This is a genomic window from Aeribacillus sp. FSL K6-3256 (assembly GCF_037965805.1).
Classification (GTDB): Bacteria; Bacillota; Bacilli; order Bacillales; family Aeribacillaceae; genus Aeribacillus; species Aeribacillus composti.
In genome coordinates, this window is the sequence record NZ_CP150188.1 from 3,609,961 (window position 1) to 3,627,782 (window position 17,822).

The 17,822-nt window shown below is 40.8% G+C and carries 19 protein-coding genes; 2 read left to right on the forward strand and 17 right to left on the reverse strand.

Features of this window, described 5'->3' with window-relative positions; translation table 11 throughout:
• Positions 1-64: 64 nt before the first annotated feature.
• The 6 genes from NSQ84_RS17355 to prfA all read right to left on the reverse strand — a co-directional run bounded on the left by NSQ84_RS17355 (position 65) and on the right by prfA (position 5,280).
• Entirely contained in the window at positions 65-610 is a 546-nt protein-coding gene (locus NSQ84_RS17355; protein ID WP_063389026.1) for a manganese efflux pump MntP family protein, read from the reverse strand.
• Between the two features lie 262 nt (positions 611-872).
• Positions 873-1,916, reverse strand: a complete 1,044-nt coding sequence (locus tag NSQ84_RS17360) for an L-threonylcarbamoyladenylate synthase (protein WP_063389027.1) — start codon at positions 1,914-1,916, stop codon at positions 873-875.
• A gap of 174 nt (positions 1,917-2,090) precedes the next feature.
• Positions 2,091-2,522, reverse strand: coding sequence for a hypothetical protein (locus NSQ84_RS17365; protein ID WP_063389028.1), 432 nt, complete (start codon positions 2,520-2,522; stop codon positions 2,091-2,093).
• 64 nt (positions 2,523-2,586) lie between these two features.
• Complete coding sequence (gene spoIIR, locus NSQ84_RS17370) at positions 2,587-3,231, reverse strand: stage II sporulation protein R (RefSeq protein ID WP_063389029.1); 645 nt, start codon at positions 3,229-3,231, stop codon at positions 2,587-2,589.
• Positions 3,232-3,345: 114 nt separating this feature from the next.
• The gene (gene prmC, locus NSQ84_RS17375; protein WP_066251319.1) at positions 3,346-4,206 is read right to left on the reverse strand and encodes a peptide chain release factor N(5)-glutamine methyltransferase; all 861 of its coding nucleotides are present in this window, start codon (positions 4,204-4,206) and stop codon (positions 3,346-3,348) included.
• Positions 4,207-4,209: 3 nt separating this feature from the next.
• Positions 4,210-5,280, reverse strand: coding sequence for a peptide chain release factor 1 (gene prfA, locus NSQ84_RS17380; protein ID WP_063389031.1), 1,071 nt, complete (start codon positions 5,278-5,280; stop codon positions 4,210-4,212).
• 562 nt (positions 5,281-5,842) lie between these two features.
• Between prfA and NSQ84_RS17385 the strand changes: the two genes are divergently transcribed.
• Positions 5,843-6,352: a MerR family transcriptional regulator gene (locus NSQ84_RS17385; RefSeq protein WP_327873301.1), complete on the forward strand. Its 510-nt coding sequence runs from the start codon at positions 5,843-5,845 to the stop codon at positions 6,350-6,352.
• A gap of 89 nt (positions 6,353-6,441) precedes the next feature.
• Here the strand turns inward: NSQ84_RS17385 and NSQ84_RS17390 are convergent, their stop codons facing one another.
• The 9 genes from NSQ84_RS17390 to NSQ84_RS17430 form a co-directional block, all read right to left on the reverse strand.
• Positions 6,442-6,873, reverse strand: coding sequence for a hypothetical protein (locus tag NSQ84_RS17390; protein WP_063389033.1), 432 nt, complete (start codon positions 6,871-6,873; stop codon positions 6,442-6,444).
• A 134-nt stretch (positions 6,874-7,007) separates the two neighbouring features.
• Positions 7,008-7,580, reverse strand: a complete 573-nt coding sequence (locus NSQ84_RS17395) for a thymidine kinase (protein ID WP_063389034.1) — start codon at positions 7,578-7,580, stop codon at positions 7,008-7,010.
• Positions 7,581-7,665: 85 nt separating this feature from the next.
• The gene (gene rpmE, locus NSQ84_RS17400; protein ID WP_063389035.1) at positions 7,666-7,866 is read right to left on the reverse strand and encodes a 50S ribosomal protein L31; all 201 of its coding nucleotides are present in this window, start codon (positions 7,864-7,866) and stop codon (positions 7,666-7,668) included.
• Between the two features lie 138 nt (positions 7,867-8,004).
• Entirely contained in the window at positions 8,005-9,282 is a 1,278-nt protein-coding gene (gene rho / locus NSQ84_RS17405) for a transcription termination factor Rho (protein WP_063389036.1), read from the reverse strand.
• 272 nt (positions 9,283-9,554) lie between these two features.
• Complete coding sequence (gene glpX, locus NSQ84_RS17410) at positions 9,555-10,520, reverse strand: class II fructose-bisphosphatase (RefSeq protein ID WP_063389037.1); 966 nt, start codon at positions 10,518-10,520, stop codon at positions 9,555-9,557.
• A gap of 48 nt (positions 10,521-10,568) precedes the next feature.
• Positions 10,569-11,858 (reverse strand): UDP-N-acetylglucosamine 1-carboxyvinyltransferase, encoded by a 1,290-nt coding sequence (locus NSQ84_RS17415; protein ID WP_063389038.1) that lies wholly within the window; start codon positions 11,856-11,858, stop codon positions 10,569-10,571.
• Positions 11,859-12,143: 285 nt separating this feature from the next.
• Entirely contained in the window at positions 12,144-12,785 is a 642-nt protein-coding gene (gene fsa, locus NSQ84_RS17420; RefSeq protein ID WP_066251329.1) for a fructose-6-phosphate aldolase, read from the reverse strand.
• A 113-nt stretch (positions 12,786-12,898) separates the two neighbouring features.
• Positions 12,899-13,759, reverse strand: coding sequence for a class II fructose-bisphosphate aldolase (locus NSQ84_RS17425; RefSeq protein ID WP_063389040.1), 861 nt, complete (start codon positions 13,757-13,759; stop codon positions 12,899-12,901).
• A gap of 177 nt (positions 13,760-13,936) precedes the next feature.
• Positions 13,937-14,308: a response regulator gene (locus tag NSQ84_RS17430; protein WP_063389041.1), complete on the reverse strand. Its 372-nt coding sequence runs from the start codon at positions 14,306-14,308 to the stop codon at positions 13,937-13,939.
• Positions 14,309-14,486: 178 nt separating this feature from the next.
• On the opposite strand from NSQ84_RS17430, the gene NSQ84_RS17435 reads away from it, so the two are divergent.
• Positions 14,487-15,005, forward strand: a complete 519-nt coding sequence (locus NSQ84_RS17435; RefSeq protein ID WP_063389042.1) for a DUF2529 domain-containing protein — start codon at positions 14,487-14,489, stop codon at positions 15,003-15,005.
• Positions 15,006-15,448: 443 nt separating this feature from the next.
• Here NSQ84_RS17435 and NSQ84_RS17440 read toward each other — a convergent pair whose 3' ends face one another.
• The gene (locus NSQ84_RS17440) at positions 15,449-17,053 is read right to left on the reverse strand and encodes a CTP synthase (RefSeq protein WP_063389043.1); all 1,605 of its coding nucleotides are present in this window, start codon (positions 17,051-17,053) and stop codon (positions 15,449-15,451) included.
• A 203-nt stretch (positions 17,054-17,256) separates the two neighbouring features.
• A complete protein-coding gene (rpoE, locus tag NSQ84_RS17445) occupies positions 17,257-17,811 on the reverse strand; it encodes a DNA-directed RNA polymerase subunit delta (protein ID WP_117016863.1) in 555 nt (184 codons plus the stop codon).
• Positions 17,812-17,822: the final 11 nt, after the last annotated feature.

Sequence of the window (17,822 nt, forward strand, 5' to 3'; positions counted from 1 at the left end):
AATTAACAAAAAAAAGCACGTCCAATGACTGTGCTCAAACGATTGGTTTAGACAATACAGCTTTCTACATTGAAAATAATAATTTCAAGCCAAATACAAGCAAAATGCTGCCGCCAAAAGCTTCACTATATGTGCCGAACCAATCTTGAACCCGTTTGCCGATCAATAACCCGCTCCAAGTGAGCACCATGCTCATAAAACCAAACATTACGACGGTTAACAAAACCTCCGCTCCGTAGATACCTAGACTTAATCCTACCGAAAAACTGTCTAAACTGACGCTCAGCGCAAAAAGGAACAGGCCGATGCCGACCGGTGCAATGAAAGGCGATTCATCGCGTTTAAAAGACGAATAAATCATTTGAATTCCTAAAAGAGTGAGCAGACATCCTCCAATATACATGGCAACTAAACCAAACTTTTCCGATAGTACTTTCCCCAAGACAATTCCGATAAGCGGCATGATCATATGAAAAATCCCAATATATATACCGATGTCAAAAATTTGCTTCCATCGCAAACGAACTAAGCCCATCCCAAGGCTAACTGAAAAGGCATCCATCCCTAATGCAAATGCCATTAAAAATAAAGTTACTATTTCTGCAGCCATATAGATAACCTCCCCCGGACACGCATATTGAACGATATGCACGTCAGAGGGACATTATGACAAAGAATGGCGCCCGGTTCATTGATCTCTGTTTATTTAACTGCGCGATCTGTTTCTGCCTATGCGTGCGATGGCAGATGAGCCTTTACCATTTTTATATTTGCTTTTGATCTGTCAATTCCGCCTGTTAAACAAAGGATCAGAAAGTCTGGACTCAAAAAAACCGGCCTGAGCGCCGATTTTTGTTCAAGGCATTAAAAGTTTACCGTTCTTTTATGATCCGGTGGGATGCAGCTTTTAACAAGCGATTCATAATAGCTTGTCCAACTCCTTCCGCAGGAAACGCTTCGCTGAATAATACATCCAGCTGTTCTTCATTAAACTTTCTGAGCGAATCATACAGTGCGCTGGCAACTGTTCGCAAATCGCTTCTTTTTCCGCAGACAACAATTTTATCCGCACTGTAAAAACGACTATTTTCTTCTGTTGTCAACACCCCGACTTTTTTTTCTTTTTCTTTCTCTTTTTGTATTAATTGTTCAATAAATTCTTTGCTTCCATCGACAATCGTTAAAGGAGCATCAGGTGCATAATGTGTATATTTCATGCCCGGCGCTTTCGGCAATTCCTCCTGATTCAGCAGCGCAGCATCTATGCGCACCGAACCGATGACTTCTTCTAATTGCTGCTTTGTAACACTACCTGGACGCAGGATCACTGGAATATCCTCGGTGCAGTCAAGTACTGTTGATTCTACGCCAAGTCCAGTAGGGCCTGCATCGACAATTCCCGGGATTCGCCCTTCGAGATCATCCATGACATGTTTAGCAGAAGTGGGACTTGGCTTTCCGGAAAGATTGGCGCTCGGAGCTGCAATCGGCAGATTTGCTGCTTCGATTAATGCTAATGCTGCAGGGTGATCCGGCATGCGCACTGCTACTGTTGATAATCCTGCTGTGGCAAGATTCGACAGACCTTCTTTTTTTGGCAAAACAAGGGTGAGAGGGCCTGGCCAAAAACGGTCAATTAATGGATCAATCCAATCGGGATAGCTATCCACAATCTCTGTTAACTGTTCTTTTTTAGCAATGTGGATAATTAACGGATTATCGCTCGGTCTTCCTTTCGCGCTATAAATTTTTGCTACTGCTTCATCGCTTTTCGCGTTTGCTCCTAGTCCATAGACTGTTTCTGTTGGAAAGGCAACCAATTCATTTTTTTTCAATAGTTCGGCTGCCTGAACAATTTGTGGAGAATTTTTTGTAACATGCTCTAAATTATCCACAATCCAATGCTTCGTTTTCATTTCGTTTACTCCTTTGCTAATACATGAACGAGTGTTATGAATCTTTCTAAGCAATAGTGAAACTGTTCCATTATTTTTCAAGAACAAGCTTTATCCACAAATTGTGGATAAAGCTGTTGATTGCAGTGGATAAATATTGTGGATATTGTGTATAATTTATACGTATCCTTAGCGTTATTTTACCATAAACTCTACATTTGGAACGGATACCAACTGATTCATCAGATTTGACGCAAGCATGTGGGAAGGCAATTCATCCGCTTGAATCCTCTTGAATCCCAATATTTCTAATAACTCTGCTACAGAATTTTTGTTGACTGCAAAATAAATATTTTTCAAACGAAACTGTTCCATTAATAAGTCTGCCGATTTTAATAGGGAAATGATATGTCCTTGATTCAAATTGCTGGACACAACGCAAGAGCGGAGGAGACCATCCTGATTGATGACTTCCATTCCTAGACATCCCGCTATTTCACCATGATCAGTCTCCATAATAATAAAATGGCTGTTGTCGAAGCCTTCCGTGGAAACGCCCGCTTGATCTGCAAATTGTTGAATGGTTTTTAAGTCTTCCCTTTCCGCAAACCGCAATGAATAATACACGCTTTCACCCCTTTTATTCGGACAAATCTAGTAATCAATGTATGAGGCAAAAGCTGAATTAGACCTATGAAAACAGATTTGTAAACCATTCTACTAAGAAAAATTTCACTTCTACTTCCTCATCATGTTCTTCAGGAGCGAATAAGTTTTTTGTTTTCTCTAATTTCTTTTCTTCTTTTACTTTATCCTTTTCTTCATCCTGTTGAATAGCTTCACCGCTTGAAAAGTCGACAAAGCAAAGCGGCGGAAACAACACACACCACCAGTTGGCTCCTTTTCCTTCTCCAAGAGTGATCAATATGGCTTCATAGTTTCCAGCCGGATAAAGGAAATTTCCATAAAGCTTTGTCGGAAATTGAATTTTTTTAAACTCCACTGTAAAGGATTGGCTGCTGTTTTCCTGTTTTAAAACGCTTTGGACGATATCCTTAATTTCTGGTATTTTTGCTCGAATGATTTTACGCGCCTCTTCAATCGAAGTTAGATCCTGAACCCATTGATTAATTGCTTCATTGACCGCATTCCGAACATTCCGTTTTAAAGCTTGATCTTCCGGAGAATCGCTATTTGCTAAAATTCGCAGACGAATGGCTTCGTCAGGAATGATCACCGTCTCATTTTGTTTTGCGTCTGTCGGCATTTCATAAGCTGTTAATAGGCTGCCAAACAGCATTAAAAAAATATATATAACAGATAATTTCTTTTTCATCGTTTTTCCTCTCCCTTCAGTACGTCATTATCGACAGAAGAGAGAGATCTTAAACATAAAATTGGTTCAGATTTAAAGTTTGCTAGAAAAGGAGGGAATGGCTCGAAAAGCTTATTATAACGAAAGGACAGCAAATACTTTCCGTTCTTTTCCATTCATATCGTATTCAATTTGTACCTCTGCTTTTGGAAACCTATTCTCTAGCATGCTTTTCACATCTTTTCCTTGCCCGTGCCCGATTTCAAATGCGATTAATCCAGGGTAGCGGATCACATCTGGAAGCTGCTCCACAATTTTTCGATAATACAAAAGGCCGTCCGCTCCTCCTGAAAGCGCTAATGTCGGCTCCCAGTCCTTTACAACCGTTGACAGCTCCATGATTTCTTCATCCGGAATATACGGCGGATTGGACACAACAACATCCGCTTTTTGCTTTGCATTTATAATAGGGTTCAGCAAATCGCCTTGATAAAAATGCACATTAGCACAAAGCTTTTCGCTATTTTCTTTTGCCACTGCAAGCGCTTTTTCGGAAATATCGGTGGCAGACACGCGCATTTTTTTATTTTCAAGAGCCAATGTGACGGCAATAGCACCGCTCCCCGTGCCAATATCTACAACATCGATTTGCTCCCTTTCAGAAAATAAACGTTCAGAGTGGAGCAGCACGCCTTGAACTAGCTCTTCCGTTTCCGGTCTCGGAATCAATACATGCTCGTTCACCTTAAAAGGGCGGCCGTAAAATTGTTCGCAGCCGATAATATATTGCACAGGCATCCCTTGAGCATGTTTTTGCACGTCCTGCTGAAAGATTTCCCATACTTGTTTGTCAATATCCATTCTTAAATCGGCAAGCAAGCTCGCCCGACTTTTCTTCATATGATGCAAAAGCAGCAATTCTCCCGCATTCTCATCTCTTCCCGCTTGTTTTAAAAAAGAAGAAGCCCATTTGAGGGCTTCGAAAACTTTCGGCATGGTTTACTCCCCTTGGGATTGCAGTTTTTTCGCTTGATCTTCTAAAATGAGGGCATCGATAATTTCATCCAATTTTCCTTCTAGGATGAGATCAAGCTTTTGTAATGTGAGACCGATGCGATGGTCTGTAACTCTGTTTTGCGGGAAGTTGTACGTACGAATGCGTTCCGATCGATCACCGGTTCCAACAGCAAGCTTTCGGTTTTGATCATATTCCGCTTGCGCTTCTTGGCGGTATTTATCTAAAATGCGGGCACGCAAAACCTTCATGGCTTTCTCTTTATTTTTTATTTGCGATTTTTCATCCTGGCAGGATACGACAATTCCGGTTGGAATGTGTGTTAAACGTACAGCTGACATCGTAGTGTTAACGCTTTGTCCTCCAGGACCGCTTGATGCGAATGTATCAACACGGATATCTTTCTCGTTAATTTCTACTTCTACCTCTTCCGCTTCCGGCAAACAGGCGACTGTTGCAGTTGACGTATGAATTCTGCCTCCAGATTCCGTCTCCGGTACCCGCTGCACGCGATGGGCACCGTTTTCAAATTTTAATTTGGAATAGGCTCCTTTTCCTGTAATCATAAAAATGATCTCTTTATAGCCGCCAGTCCCGGTCGTGTTTGCTTCCATTACTTCTATTTTCCAGCCTTTATCTTCCGCATACCTAGTATACATGCGGTAAAGGTCTGCAGCAAAAAGCGCTGCTTCCTCTCCGCCTGCTGCACCGCGGATCTCCATGATAACGTTCTTTTCATCGTTTGGATCTTTTGGAAGCAATAAAATTTTTAATTGCTCAATCAGTTCGCTTTCCCGCGCTTCAAGCTCTGCCAGTTCCTCTTTTACCATTGCCCGCATTTCTGGATCAAGCTTTTCTTCAAGCATGCTTTTTGCATCTTCTAGCTGCTCTCTTACCTTTTTATATTCACGGTAAACTTCAACCGTTTCTTGAAGATCAGATTGTTCTTTCGAATATTCGCGCAGCTTTTTCGGATCGTTGACAACCTCCGGATCCATTAAAAGCTCATTCAATTTTTCATATCGGTCTTCAACCGCTTGCAAACGTTCTAACACGGAATTTCACCTCTATTTTTAATCATAGCCCACTCATAGGGAAACTCCTATGTGGTGCACCGTTTGTAACTTTCTAAATTATAGTATAGGAAACTGTACCAGTCAAAAACAACCGTTTTTAACAATTGGGAAGCAAAAAAGCTTTTTTCGATATGCGATGCTGCAAAGTCGATTTTACAGGTTCGGACGGCTTTTATAATCACATCAAGGTTTTGTTAAAAAGCGATTAATCAATCCAATATGCTGCCATCATTTGTACAAAACTAGCAACCTTTTAAAATTTTTCGTTTTTGATCTAGAGTGCAAGACAAAATCAAGTCGGCTGACAGACAAAACCAGATGTATGCGGACGAATGATTCTGCCATGAAATAGAATCAGCGGCCGAATGGAACAGAATATATTTTTTGAAGCTCTCTCAGTTTCAAACGTTCGGATAATTGCCGGCTCCTCTGTCGATATTCTAGAACTTTTGCCGGATGACCGCTTGTTTTGTCAAACAGGAAGGGTTCTCCTATAAAAAGCTGAATATGTATATTATGATCGTTTGAAAGGGGAGGTTCGATGAATACAACCGATGCTGCCAAAAAAATCGGTGTTTCTCCGAAAACAGTTCAGCGCTGGATCAAACAGCTTAATCTTCCAATGGAACGGAACGAACTTGGACATTATATGTTTTCTGACGAGGATATCACCTTGCTCAAAGAAGTTCACAATCAAATAAAACAAGGAGTTCCAATGCAACAAGTAATAGTAAAAGCGAAAAGAAAAGAATCGGCTAAAAATGCTGGTGGAACGGTTTCGAACGAATTGTTGAAAAAAATAGCGGATCTGGAGCAAATGATCTATTCAAAAGCTGACGATGTCGTGTCATATCAGCTTTTAGTGCAAAGAAAGGAAATTGAAGAGCTGACAGGAAGGATCGAGACGCTCGAAAGAAAAATAAAAGAGCTTGAAAGCAAAAAAAGTATGCCTGAACTTCAAATGTCTTCACTTCAAATGTCTTCGATCGATAAACCCCGAAAAAAGAAGGCAGTATATAAAACGCTGCTCAGCTCCATTTTCGGTTTATAAGCCCGTCTTCATGACACACACTCGATACACGAAATCGATTTTCGATTTATAAGTTCTTTCATAAAACTCGCTCAATCGGTGAACGAGTTTTATTTTTTATTGATTAACTGAACATGCAAGTTGTATCGGGGCAGTGCGCGCTGCAACTTGTCGTACAGCTCCTTTTGCCGGTTTTCGCGTTGTTGTTCCGTCAATTTTTGTGATGTATAAATAACCGCCCAAGCATCGTCCCCATTTGTCCAAAAAGAATCGAGCTCTAAACCTTTTTCAGTTTTCAGTGTACGGACGATTTGTTCTTTTGCCTCCCTGATCGTCAAGGGGCTGTTCGCAATATTTATGTTTGGATTTTGTGTTTGCTGGTCGACCACATCTCCTGTATTTTCAGGCTTAACGTCCCTCGTCATCAGGTTGGATCCATTATGATCGAGATTTAATGAGCGATTATCTGATATTTTATCCGCCGTTCCACACCCTGACAGTAAATATATTGCTGCCAAAATGAATGGTATCAATATTCGCATAAAAAGCACCTCCTGTTCTTAAGGTGCCCAAAAGGATCAGCTCTTTTAAATGAAAATATTTCCTTATCGTAAGATTCTCTTCATCACACCTTGCCGACAACGTTTCTTCCCATCTAATGCAAATAAGCAATGATTCATAACGGCGGATTCGCGTGGCACTTTCGGCAGACAGGATAGTACTTGTCATTTCCTCCGATTTGGATTTGCTCGCCCGAATATACCGGTTTGCCGTTGTCGTCAATCCGTAAATTCATTGTTGCTTTCCTTTCGCAGAACCAGCAAATCGTTTTCATTTCCTCAATTTTATCCGCAAAAAGCAGCAAATATTTGCTTCCTTCGAAAAGCTCATTTTGAAAATCGTTTTTCAATCCAAACGCCATTGCGGGAATATTCAATTTGTCAACAATATCCGCAAGCTCAAGTACATGCTTTTTCTTTAAAAATTGTGCCTCATCCACTAGCACACAGTACGGCTTAGGCTGATACTCCTTCACAATTTGGAAAATATTCGTATCATCGTAGATCGGTATCGCTTTTCGTCTGAAGCCAATTCTGCTTGATACATATCCAACTTCATCACGAGTATCAATGGCAGACGTGAAAATCAGCACCGATTTGTTTTGTTCCTCATAGTTATGAGCAACCTTTAAAATTTCGATGGATTTGCCGCTGTTCATCGCCCCGTATTTAAAAAACAATTGCGCCATATTTAAAAATCTCTCCCCGTTTTATAAAAACATGTCAAATAAGTGAAAAAACAGGCAGAATGAAAAGACTGCCTGTTTCACATAATTATTTAAGACCGTATTTTTTGTTAAATTTGTCTACACGTCCGGCTGCAGTTGCAAATTTTTGACGGCCTGTATAGAACGGATGGCATTCAGAACAAATTTCAACGCGCACCTCATCTTTAACAGAACCGCTTTCAAATTCGTTTCCGCATGCACATTTTACGAGTACTCTTTTATAATTTGGATGAATTCCCGGTTTCATAGTTTTCAACTCCTTTACGCCCTGAATCATTTCGAAACAGAGTTTATCTATTCGGAAACGTGCAATTATTTCACGCTTCAACATTCTTAAACACACATGAAAAAATTATAACAAGGGTTTACAAGAAATGCAACATAGTTAGAAACTTTTTATGCCAGTTGTTTTCCATTCTTCTTTTAGCATTTCAAAAAATTCCTCATTTGATTTCGTTTGGCGCATTTTCTTTAAGAAGCGTTCAGCAAAATCCATCTGATCCGACATAGATTTTCGAATCGCCCATAACATTTCTAAATGCTCTTTCGGAATTAACAATTCTTCTTTTCGTGTACCGGAACGGCGAATATCAATGGCAGGGAATATTCTCCTTTCCGCTAATGAACGATCAAGATGAAGCTCCATATTTCCCGTTCCTTTAAATTCTTCGTAAATGACATCATCCATTCGCGATCCCGTATCTACAAGCGCAGTTGCCAATATCGTCAAGCTGCCGCCTTCCTCAATGTTCCGCGCCGCCCCAAAAAACCGCTTTGGACGGTGAAATGCGGCAGGGTCAATCCCTCCTGACAGCGTCCGGCCGCTTGGCGGAATTACTAAGTTATACGCGCGGGCCAGCCGAGTTATGCTGTCCATTAAAATAATGACATCCCGTTTATGCTCCACAAGACGCATCGCTCGTTCAAGAACGAGTTCAGCGACTTTAATATGATTCTCCGGTACCTCATCGAAAGTTGAGCTTACGACATCCCCTTTTACAGAACGTTCAATATCGGTTACCTCTTCAGGACGTTCATCAATAAGCAGCACAATCAGTTCAGCCTCAGGATGGTTCGTCGTAATGGCATTGGCAATTTCTTTTAAAAGCATTGTTTTTCCTGCCTTAGGGGGTGCCACAATTAAACCGCGCTGTCCAAAGCCGACTGGTGTAATTAAATCCATAATTCTTGTTGATAAATTTTTAGGTTCGGTTTCCAATTTCATTTGTCTATTTGGATAAAGAGGAGTAAGGCCCGGGAAATGGACGCGTTCTTTCGCAGATTCGGGGTCGTCGCCATTTACCGCTTCAACGTGCAGCAATCCGTAATATCGTTCATTTTCTTTTGGCGGGCGGACTTTTCCAGATACTTTATCGCCGTTTCTTAAATCAAAACGGCGGATTTGCGAGGCTGAAATATAAATATCCTCTGCGCTGGGAGAATAGTTAATTGGACGCAGAAAACCAAATCCTTCAGAAGGAATGATTTCTAAGACGCCTTCCATAAATAGCAAATCTTCTTTCTCCGCATTTGCTTTTAATATTGCAAAAATTAATTCCTTTTTTGTTAATTTGCTGTAATATGAAATTTTAAATTGCCGTGCTAGTTCATACAACTCTTTTAATTTCATATTTTCAAGAGTTGAAATGGAAATCTCGCTCATACTTACACCACGCTTTTCTTACCATATTCAAAATGTTTCACGTTTCGTTCTTCCATCCATTAAAATTATGTTGTTTGAAAATGTAAGGACAAATGGATTGAGAAGGAGGCAGGAAGGTAGGAAGCTTAAAAGCAGAAATCTTTTTATAACAACCTCTTTATTTTTACCTTATTTTTTTACTTTTCGCAATACATTTCAAGCTAAAAAACAGCGGAAAGTATTTTGAAGGGTATATTTTTAAAAAGCAGAGGAGATCTATTCGTCTCCTCTCACTAAGATCGAATAACTAAATTCGGTTTTTTATTCAAAGAATGGCGGCCATCGATAAAGCGAACTGTTCCGGATTTCGCACGCATCACAACAGAATGAGTCGTTGCAATAGAGCTTTTGAATTGCACACCTTTTAATAGCTCGCCATCCGTTACACCTGTTGCAGCAAAAATCGCATCATCGCCTTTTACTAAGTCTTCCATTCGAAGAGTTTTGTTGACATCAATCCCCATTTTTTTACATCGTTCCAGCTCCTGGTCATTTTGCGGCAGCAGCTTTCCTTGTATTTCTCCTCCTAAACATTTTAAAGCAACTGCTGCCAACACCCCTTCAGGAGCCCCTCCAGATCCGAACAAAATATCAACGCCCGTATGGTCAAAGGCGGTATTAATTGCCGCAGCGACATCGCCGTCATTGATCAGTTTAATGCGAACACCCGCTTCTCGAAGGGTTTGAATAATATGCTCATGTCTTTTTCGATTTAAAACAGTTGCTACAACATCTTCGATATCTTTATTTTTCGCCTTTGCAACAGCTTTTAAATTGTCGATAATCGGAGCATCAATATCTATGCACCCGACAGCTTCAGGCCCTACTGCAATTTTGTCCATATACATATCTGGCGCATGGAGCATGTTCCCATGGTCGGCTACCGCTATAACTGCAAGTGCATTCCAGCCGCCTGACGCCACAATATTGGTTCCTTCCAATGGATCTACTGCGACATCGACACGCGGGCCGTAGCCGTTGCCAAGCTTCTCCCCAATATACAGCATCGGAGCCTCGTCCATTTCTCCTTCTCCAATCACGACTGTTCCTTTCATCGGGATCGTATCTAGAACGGTTCGCATTGCTGAGGTCGCGGCATCATCCGCCTCATCTTTTTTGCCGCGGCCCATCCAACGTGCAGACGCAAGGGCAGCTGCTTCTGTCACACGTACAAGTTCCATTGATAAACTTCTTTCCATTTTGTGTTCCTCCCCCTTTGATGTCATTTCATGCAAAATTGGTGATTCTTATGAATTTTGCAATTGCTGAATTTCTTGGTCAGTTAATTTCTCCCTCCATATTTTGGCGCCAATCCCGGCAAGTTTTTCTTCCAAATGGCTGTATCCGCGATCAATATGGTCGATGCCGGTTACCTCTGTTATTCCATCGGCCATTAAACCCGCTGCTACAAGCGATGCCCCTGCCCGAAGATCGCTCGCTTTTACTTTTGCACCTTGAAGAGTTGACGGACCTGTTATGATCGCAGACCGACCCTCCACTTTGATTTGAGCACCCATCCTTCTTAATTCATCAATATGCTTGAATCTTGAAGAGTAAATGGTATCCGTCACCATGCTCGTTCCGTTCGCCTGTGTCAAAAGCGTTGTCATAGGCTGCTGCAAATCGGTTGGAAATCCCGGGTAAACGAGAGTTTTTATATCGACAGGCTTTAATTCTTTATTTCGACGGGCGATATAAACTTGATCATCGCTCGTTTCTACATGGACCCCCATTTCCCGAAGCTTCGCAATAAGGGATTCGAGATGAAGAGGTATGACATTGTCAACGATGAGCTCTTCTGCAATGCCGGCACCGATAATCATATACGTCCCTGCTTCAATTCGATCCGGAATAATCGAATGGCGGCAGCCATGCAGCTTTTCAACCCCATCGATCCGGATGACGTCCGTTCCGGCCCCTTTTATTTTTGCACCCATGCTGGATAATAAAGTTGCAACATCAATAATTTCGGGTTCTTTTGCAGCATTTTCAATAATTGTCCGCCCTTTTGCCAAGACCGCTGCAAGCATGATGTTTATGGTGGCACCCACGCTTACAACATCAAGAAAAATCCGAGCTCCTCTAAGCTCATCCGCACGCAAATAAATGGCACCATGCTCATTTGTTACAGAAGCACCTAAAGCTTCAAACCCTTTTATGTGCTGGTCGATTGGTCTCGGGCCTAAATGACAGCCGCCGGGAAGCCCGATCACCGCTTTTTTAAACCGGCCAAGCATCGCTCCCATTAAATAATAAGAGGCTCTCAGCTTTTTCACTTTTCCGTTTGGAAGCGGCATTGAAAGCATGCTTGTCGGATCGACTGTAATATCGTTTTGATGAAACGAAACTTTGCCCCCTATTTCCTCCAATAAATCGCCCAAAATATGTACATCAGATATATCTGGAAGCCCTTCAATCGTAACGGATGAGCTTGCTAAAATTGTTGCTGGAATCAATGCTACTGCGCTATTTTTGGCACCGCTTACCTTCACCGTACCTTTCAACTTCTGCCCGCCTGCAACTTTTAACTTTTCCATAGCAGTCTCCCTTCTTGTGACCTAACAGTTTGCTAAAGAAAACGGGATCCAGATTTTCTTTAACAAACTGTCATGATGAAAAGCCCTCTTTACACATTGATTACCATTTGTTGAAAAATACATACGAAAAGGCGGCAATTTTATTGTACACAAATAGATAGGGCATGACAAAACGTTCATCAGAAAAACGAGCAGATTCTACTCCTTCAGGCGTTACAGCAAGTCAAAAGACCGGATTCTGCGGCAAAAGATTTTTCAAACGGGGGAAATCCCCCGTTTTATCATTTATCGATTGTTCCAGTCTGCTAAAAATTTCTCAATACCTTGATCAGTCAGCGGATGTTTGAACAGCTGCATCAACACTTTATAAGGAATCGTGGCAATATGAGCTCCGCGCAATGCTGCCTCAGTTACATGCTGCGGATGACGGATGGAAGCAGCAATAATTTTCGTATCAATGCCATGAATATCAAATATTTGGGAGATTTCTGAAATGAGATTCAATCCATTATGACCGATGTCATCTAACCGACCTAAAAAAGGAGAAACATATGTAGCACCTGCTCTTGCAGCTAGTAGCGCTTGATTGGCGTTAAAAATAAGCGTCACGTTTGTATGAATTCCTAATTCTGAGAATTTTTTGACTGCTTTTAGACCATCAGGGGTCATAGGAACTTTTATCGTAATATTTGGTGCAATTTTAGCTAATTCTTGACCTTCCTTAATCATTTCTTCCGCTTTAGTTGAGATGACTTCCGCGCTGACAGATCCGGAAACAATGGATGTAATTTCTTTCAATCTTTCTTCAAACGTTACGCCTTTTTCTTTTGCAACCAAGCTAGGGTTAGTTGTTACTCCTGACAAAACGCCTAGTGATTGAGCTTCCTTAATTTCTTCGATATTTGCTGTATCAATAAAAAATAACATGCCTGGTACCTCCCTTATGTGATCGCTTTCGCAAAAACAAGAAACGAAACCGCCATACTTCATAAAAGAAAGGCGGTCGTTAATTGCATAAAGAAATATGAAACCTTATCTATTTATTCTGCTTTTCCGGATGAACCGAATTCGCGCATTTTGCCTTTAACTGTTTCTTTAATGGCTTCCCGGGCAGGACCTAAATATTTGCGCGGATCATACATATCCGGATTTTCTGCCAAAACTTCGCGTACGCGTTTAGCAGATGCTATTTGGTTTTCTGTATTAACGTTAATTTTCGCAGTTCCTAAAGAAATTGCTCTTTGAATATCCTTTGTCGGAATTCCTGTTCCCCCGTGCAGTACTAATGGAACGCCAGTCCGGTTGCTGATTTCCTCCATTTCTTTAAAGCCTAGGTTCGGCTCTCCTTTATACGGACCGTGAACAGATCCCAATGCAGGAGCTAGGCAATCAATACCTGTCCGTTTTACAAGCTCTTCACATTCATTTGGATCAGCGTAAATAATTCCTTCTCCTACTACGTCATCTTCCTGTCCGCCGACAACACCTAATTCCGCTTCAACAGAAACACCATGTAGATGAGCAAGTTCCACTACTTTGGAAGTTAAAGCGACATTCTCTTCAAAAGGATGATGAGAGGCATCGATCATAACAGAAGTAAAGCCGGCATGAATAGCTTTTGCACATGATTCAAAGCTTGAGCCGTGATCTAAATGGATGGCAACTGGAACGGTAATTTTATAATCTTCCATCAAACCTTTTACCATGTTCACAACCGTTTTAAAACCGCCCATATAGCGACCAGCGCCTTCAGAAACGCCTAAAATAACCGGTGATTTTTCTTCTTCTGCTGCTTGCAGAATTGCTTGTGTGAACTCGAGATTGTTTAAATTAAACTGTCCTACAGCATAGCCGTTTTCTTTTGCACGATTTAACATTTCAGTCATTGAAACTAAGGGCATCGAAAAATCCTCCTTAAATTAAGTAGCCTATGTTGCGATTAGCGAAAAGCTCAAATCTAGCATGACCTGAGCAAGAAAAATGTATGTATGATGCCAATCATCTTTTCTTACTAAATAGAATACCAACTTATGAGGATTTCGGCAACTTTATCCCGATAAATTCATGGATTATACACTTTATTTCGCTCGGGAAGGCAAATATTTTCTCACTGTATCCCGCAGCTCGTCAATGTCAAACGGCTTGGCGAAGTGTGTTAATGCCCCTAAATCTTTCGCTTCCTGAATCATATCCAATTCTCCATACGCGGTCATGATAATGACTCGTATATCAGGGTTAACCTTTTTTAGCCTTTTTAAAATTTCAATCCCGTCCATCCCAGGAATTTTCATGTCTAATAAAACGAGATCAGGGGAATGGTTTTCGGCTATTTCTAATGCCTGAAAACCGTTAGCAGCTTGAAAAGTTTGATAACCCTCTTTATTGAACACTTCATTCAGCAAAATCCGAATTCCGTATTGATCGTCGACAATTAAAATTTTTCCATCCATTTTTACACCTCTTAACTTAAACAAATGCAATACTTTTTAAAATTTTATTTAGTTATGTATTCTCGATTAAATTACAATTTCCTGCCAACCGGTTCACAAATTATTCATATTTTGATTCTTCGCCGCTTTTTCTTATTATATAAGCAGAGAACTTTGTATAAAGGTGGCTGATGATTGAATGTTAAAAATTTTTACGACACAATTAACAGGGTTTTTCCAAAGAATTCAAGAGAAAGAAAACAGCCAAATAGAAGATGCCGCACGTCTTCTGGCGCAAGCTGCAATCGGAGAAGGCGCCATTTATGTAAAAGGATGGGGAATTCTTGAAGGAATTTATGCCCAAGTTGAAAAAGGAGAATCCTTTCCGGCATGCAAGCCTTTGCCTGATGTGGATAACGTAACCGCAGCAGACCGCGTTCTCCTTTTCACTCCGTTTTCGACTGATCTTGATGCGATTGATACTGCGCAGCAATTGGCCGAAAAAGGGATTCCAACCGTTGGGGTTTCCGCAGCTGTTAACGGCGAAAAAAGCTTACAGCAATTTGTCGATATACATGTAGATTCCAAATTAACAAAACCCATTATTCCCACTGAACATAATGAACGAATCGGCTTCCCTGTGCTCATGACTTCATTATATGTTTACTACTGCTTATTTTTGACTGTGAAAGAAATATTGGAGGAACATGAAGAATAAACTTTACATGCAAGAAATGCGAAGAAATTGGCAAATCGCCAATTTCTTTTTTTATGAATTAGCATAGAAACCCATTGATTTCAAATTTAGTCCTCTCTTATACAGACTTTAGACCTTTATCAAATACATTTTGTAGTGCAGAGAGGCTGATGACCTGTTTCATGATTTACAATGCGTTTTTATGAAAAATCGCGTATAAGTTTTTTTCGATACTCTAATAAAATTTTATGTAAAATGCGACGCCGTTTATAGGGATGGTTTTTAAATTTAGAACAGCGTCGATTTCCCGATCGATTCTTTCTTCAAAATGAAAAACAAAGCCGCTGCTTTTGGAAAACAGTGAAAGAGGCGATTTTTTGCTATTGTCGTAATAAAAAAATTTGTATTACGAGCAAAAAAAAGGCTGTCTAACCAATCGTTCAGACAACCTTTTCTTTCACTTCTTATTGATTTTTCTTGTTTAGAGAAGCGTGAATGAACTCCCGGAAAAGAGGCTGCGGTCTAGTTGGCCGTGATGTAAACTCCGGATGGAATTGGGACGCAACAAACCAAGGGTGGTCTTGTAATTCAATGATTTCTACTAACCGTCCATCTGGACTTGTTCCGGAGAATACAAATCCGGCCTCTTCCATTTGCTGACGGAACTCATTGTTAAATTCGTACCGATGGCGATGACGTTCATAAATTACTTCATCGTTGTAGGCTTCATAAGCCTTTGTTCCTTCTTTCAATTTGCAAGGATATAAACCAAGACGGAGCGTTCCTCCTAAATCTTCTACTTCTTTTTGCTCCGGAAGCAAGTCAATAATCGGATATGGAGTGTTTGGATCAATTTCAGATGAATTCGCACCTTTTAATCCTAGAACGTTGCGGGCAAACTCGATCGAAGCTACCTGCATGCCAAGACAGATGCCAAGGAAAGGAATTTTTTGTTCGCGGGCGTATTGAGTCGCGATTATTTTCCCTTCCACTCCCCTGTCTCCAAATCCGCCAGGAACTAATATACCTTCAGCTCCCTGAAGCAAGTCTGCTACATTCTCTTTCGTAACATGCTCCGCATTGATCCAATCAATTTCCACATCGGCATCATAATAATATCCGGCATGCTTCAAAGCTTCCACAACGGAAATATAGGCGTCCTGAAGCTCGACATATTTGCCGACTAAGGCGATTTTGACTGTTTTTGATAAATTGCGGACTTTATTGACAAGCTCGATCCATTCCGTCATATCAGCTTGTCCGCATTGAAGATCCAAATAATCGCAAACAATTTGATCAAGGTTTTGTTCTTGCAATGCTAAAGGGACGCTGTAAAGAATATCGGCATCACGGCATTCAATGACAGCTTTCGGTTCAATGTCGCAGAACAAAGCAATTTTATCTTTCATCTCTTGGGAAATCGGCATTTCTGTGCGCACTACAATCACATTTGGCTGTATTCCCAATGAGCGCAATTCTTTCACACTATGCTGTGTCGGCTTTGTTTTCATTTCTCCTGCTGCTTTAATATATGGCACAAGAGTACAATGAATGTACATGACGTTTTTGCGGCCTGCTTCATTTTTCATTTGGCGGATTGCTTCCAAAAACGGCAATGATTCAATATCTCCGACGGTACCTCCGATTTCGGTAATAACGACATCAGCATTTGTTTCTCTGCCAGCGCGAAAAACGCGGTCTTTAATTTCATTCGTAATATGGGGGATGACTTGAACGGTTCCGCCTAAATAATCGCCTCTCCGTTCTTTTTTAATGACGGCCGAATAAATTTTTCCTGTTGTGACATTGCTGTACTTATTTAAATTAATATCAATAAAGCGCTCGTAATGGCCTAAATCGAGGTCAGTCTCAGCGCCGTCATCCGTCACGAACACTTCGCCGTGCTGATACGGACTCATTGTTCCCGGATCAACATTGATATATGGATCGAATTTTTGAATCGTCACATTCAACCCGCGGTTTTTTAGAAGTCTGCCAAGAGATGCGGCAGTAATTCCTTTCCCTAAAGATGAAACAACGCCACCGGTTACAAAAATATACTTGGTCATGCAAAAATTCCCTCCAGTTGCAATCTATCCTTTTGTTAATTTGCACAAAATAAATCGTCAGAAGGCATCAACAAAAAAATATGAAAGCTCCCTTCCTTTTCGGAAAGGGAGCTTTCATATTGTAATTTGTTTTCCGTACTTTTAAAGCCCAATTAAAATATTAGCGAGGAAAACTATGAAAGTCAACCCTTAAATTTAGGACATTATTGTTCGTCCAATTCTTCCTCATCGAGATCGAAATCAGCATCCAACTCGTCATCTTCTACATCGTAATCATCGTCAATTAGTTCATCATCAAAGCTTTCATCATCTTCTTCGTCCTCAAAATCATCGTCTTCTTCATCAAGATCAAGCTCTTCTTCATCCACATAATCGTCAAGATCGTCATAGTCAAGATCGTCTTCAACCAAGTCTTCATAATCGTCAAGATCTTCTTCATCGTATGCAATCTTCGCTTTTTTCTTCTTCGTTTTAACCGTCGGCTGGGTTTCTTCTTCAATTTGATCGAGCGGATACCAGCTCTTAATGCCCCAGCTATTTTCCCCAATGCAAATAAATTTTCCATCTATATTTAAATCCGTATAAAACTGTGCAATGCGTTCGGTCGCTTCTTCCTCCGAAAGCCCTAATAAACTGCTAACTTCTTTCATTAATTCTTCAAACGGTATAGCTTGCCTTTTTTCGGAAAGAATAAGGTAAGCGATATCCACCATCGACATTTCTTTCAGCTGCTCCTGCGAGTATTGCGTTAAGCTCAAGGTCAGGCACT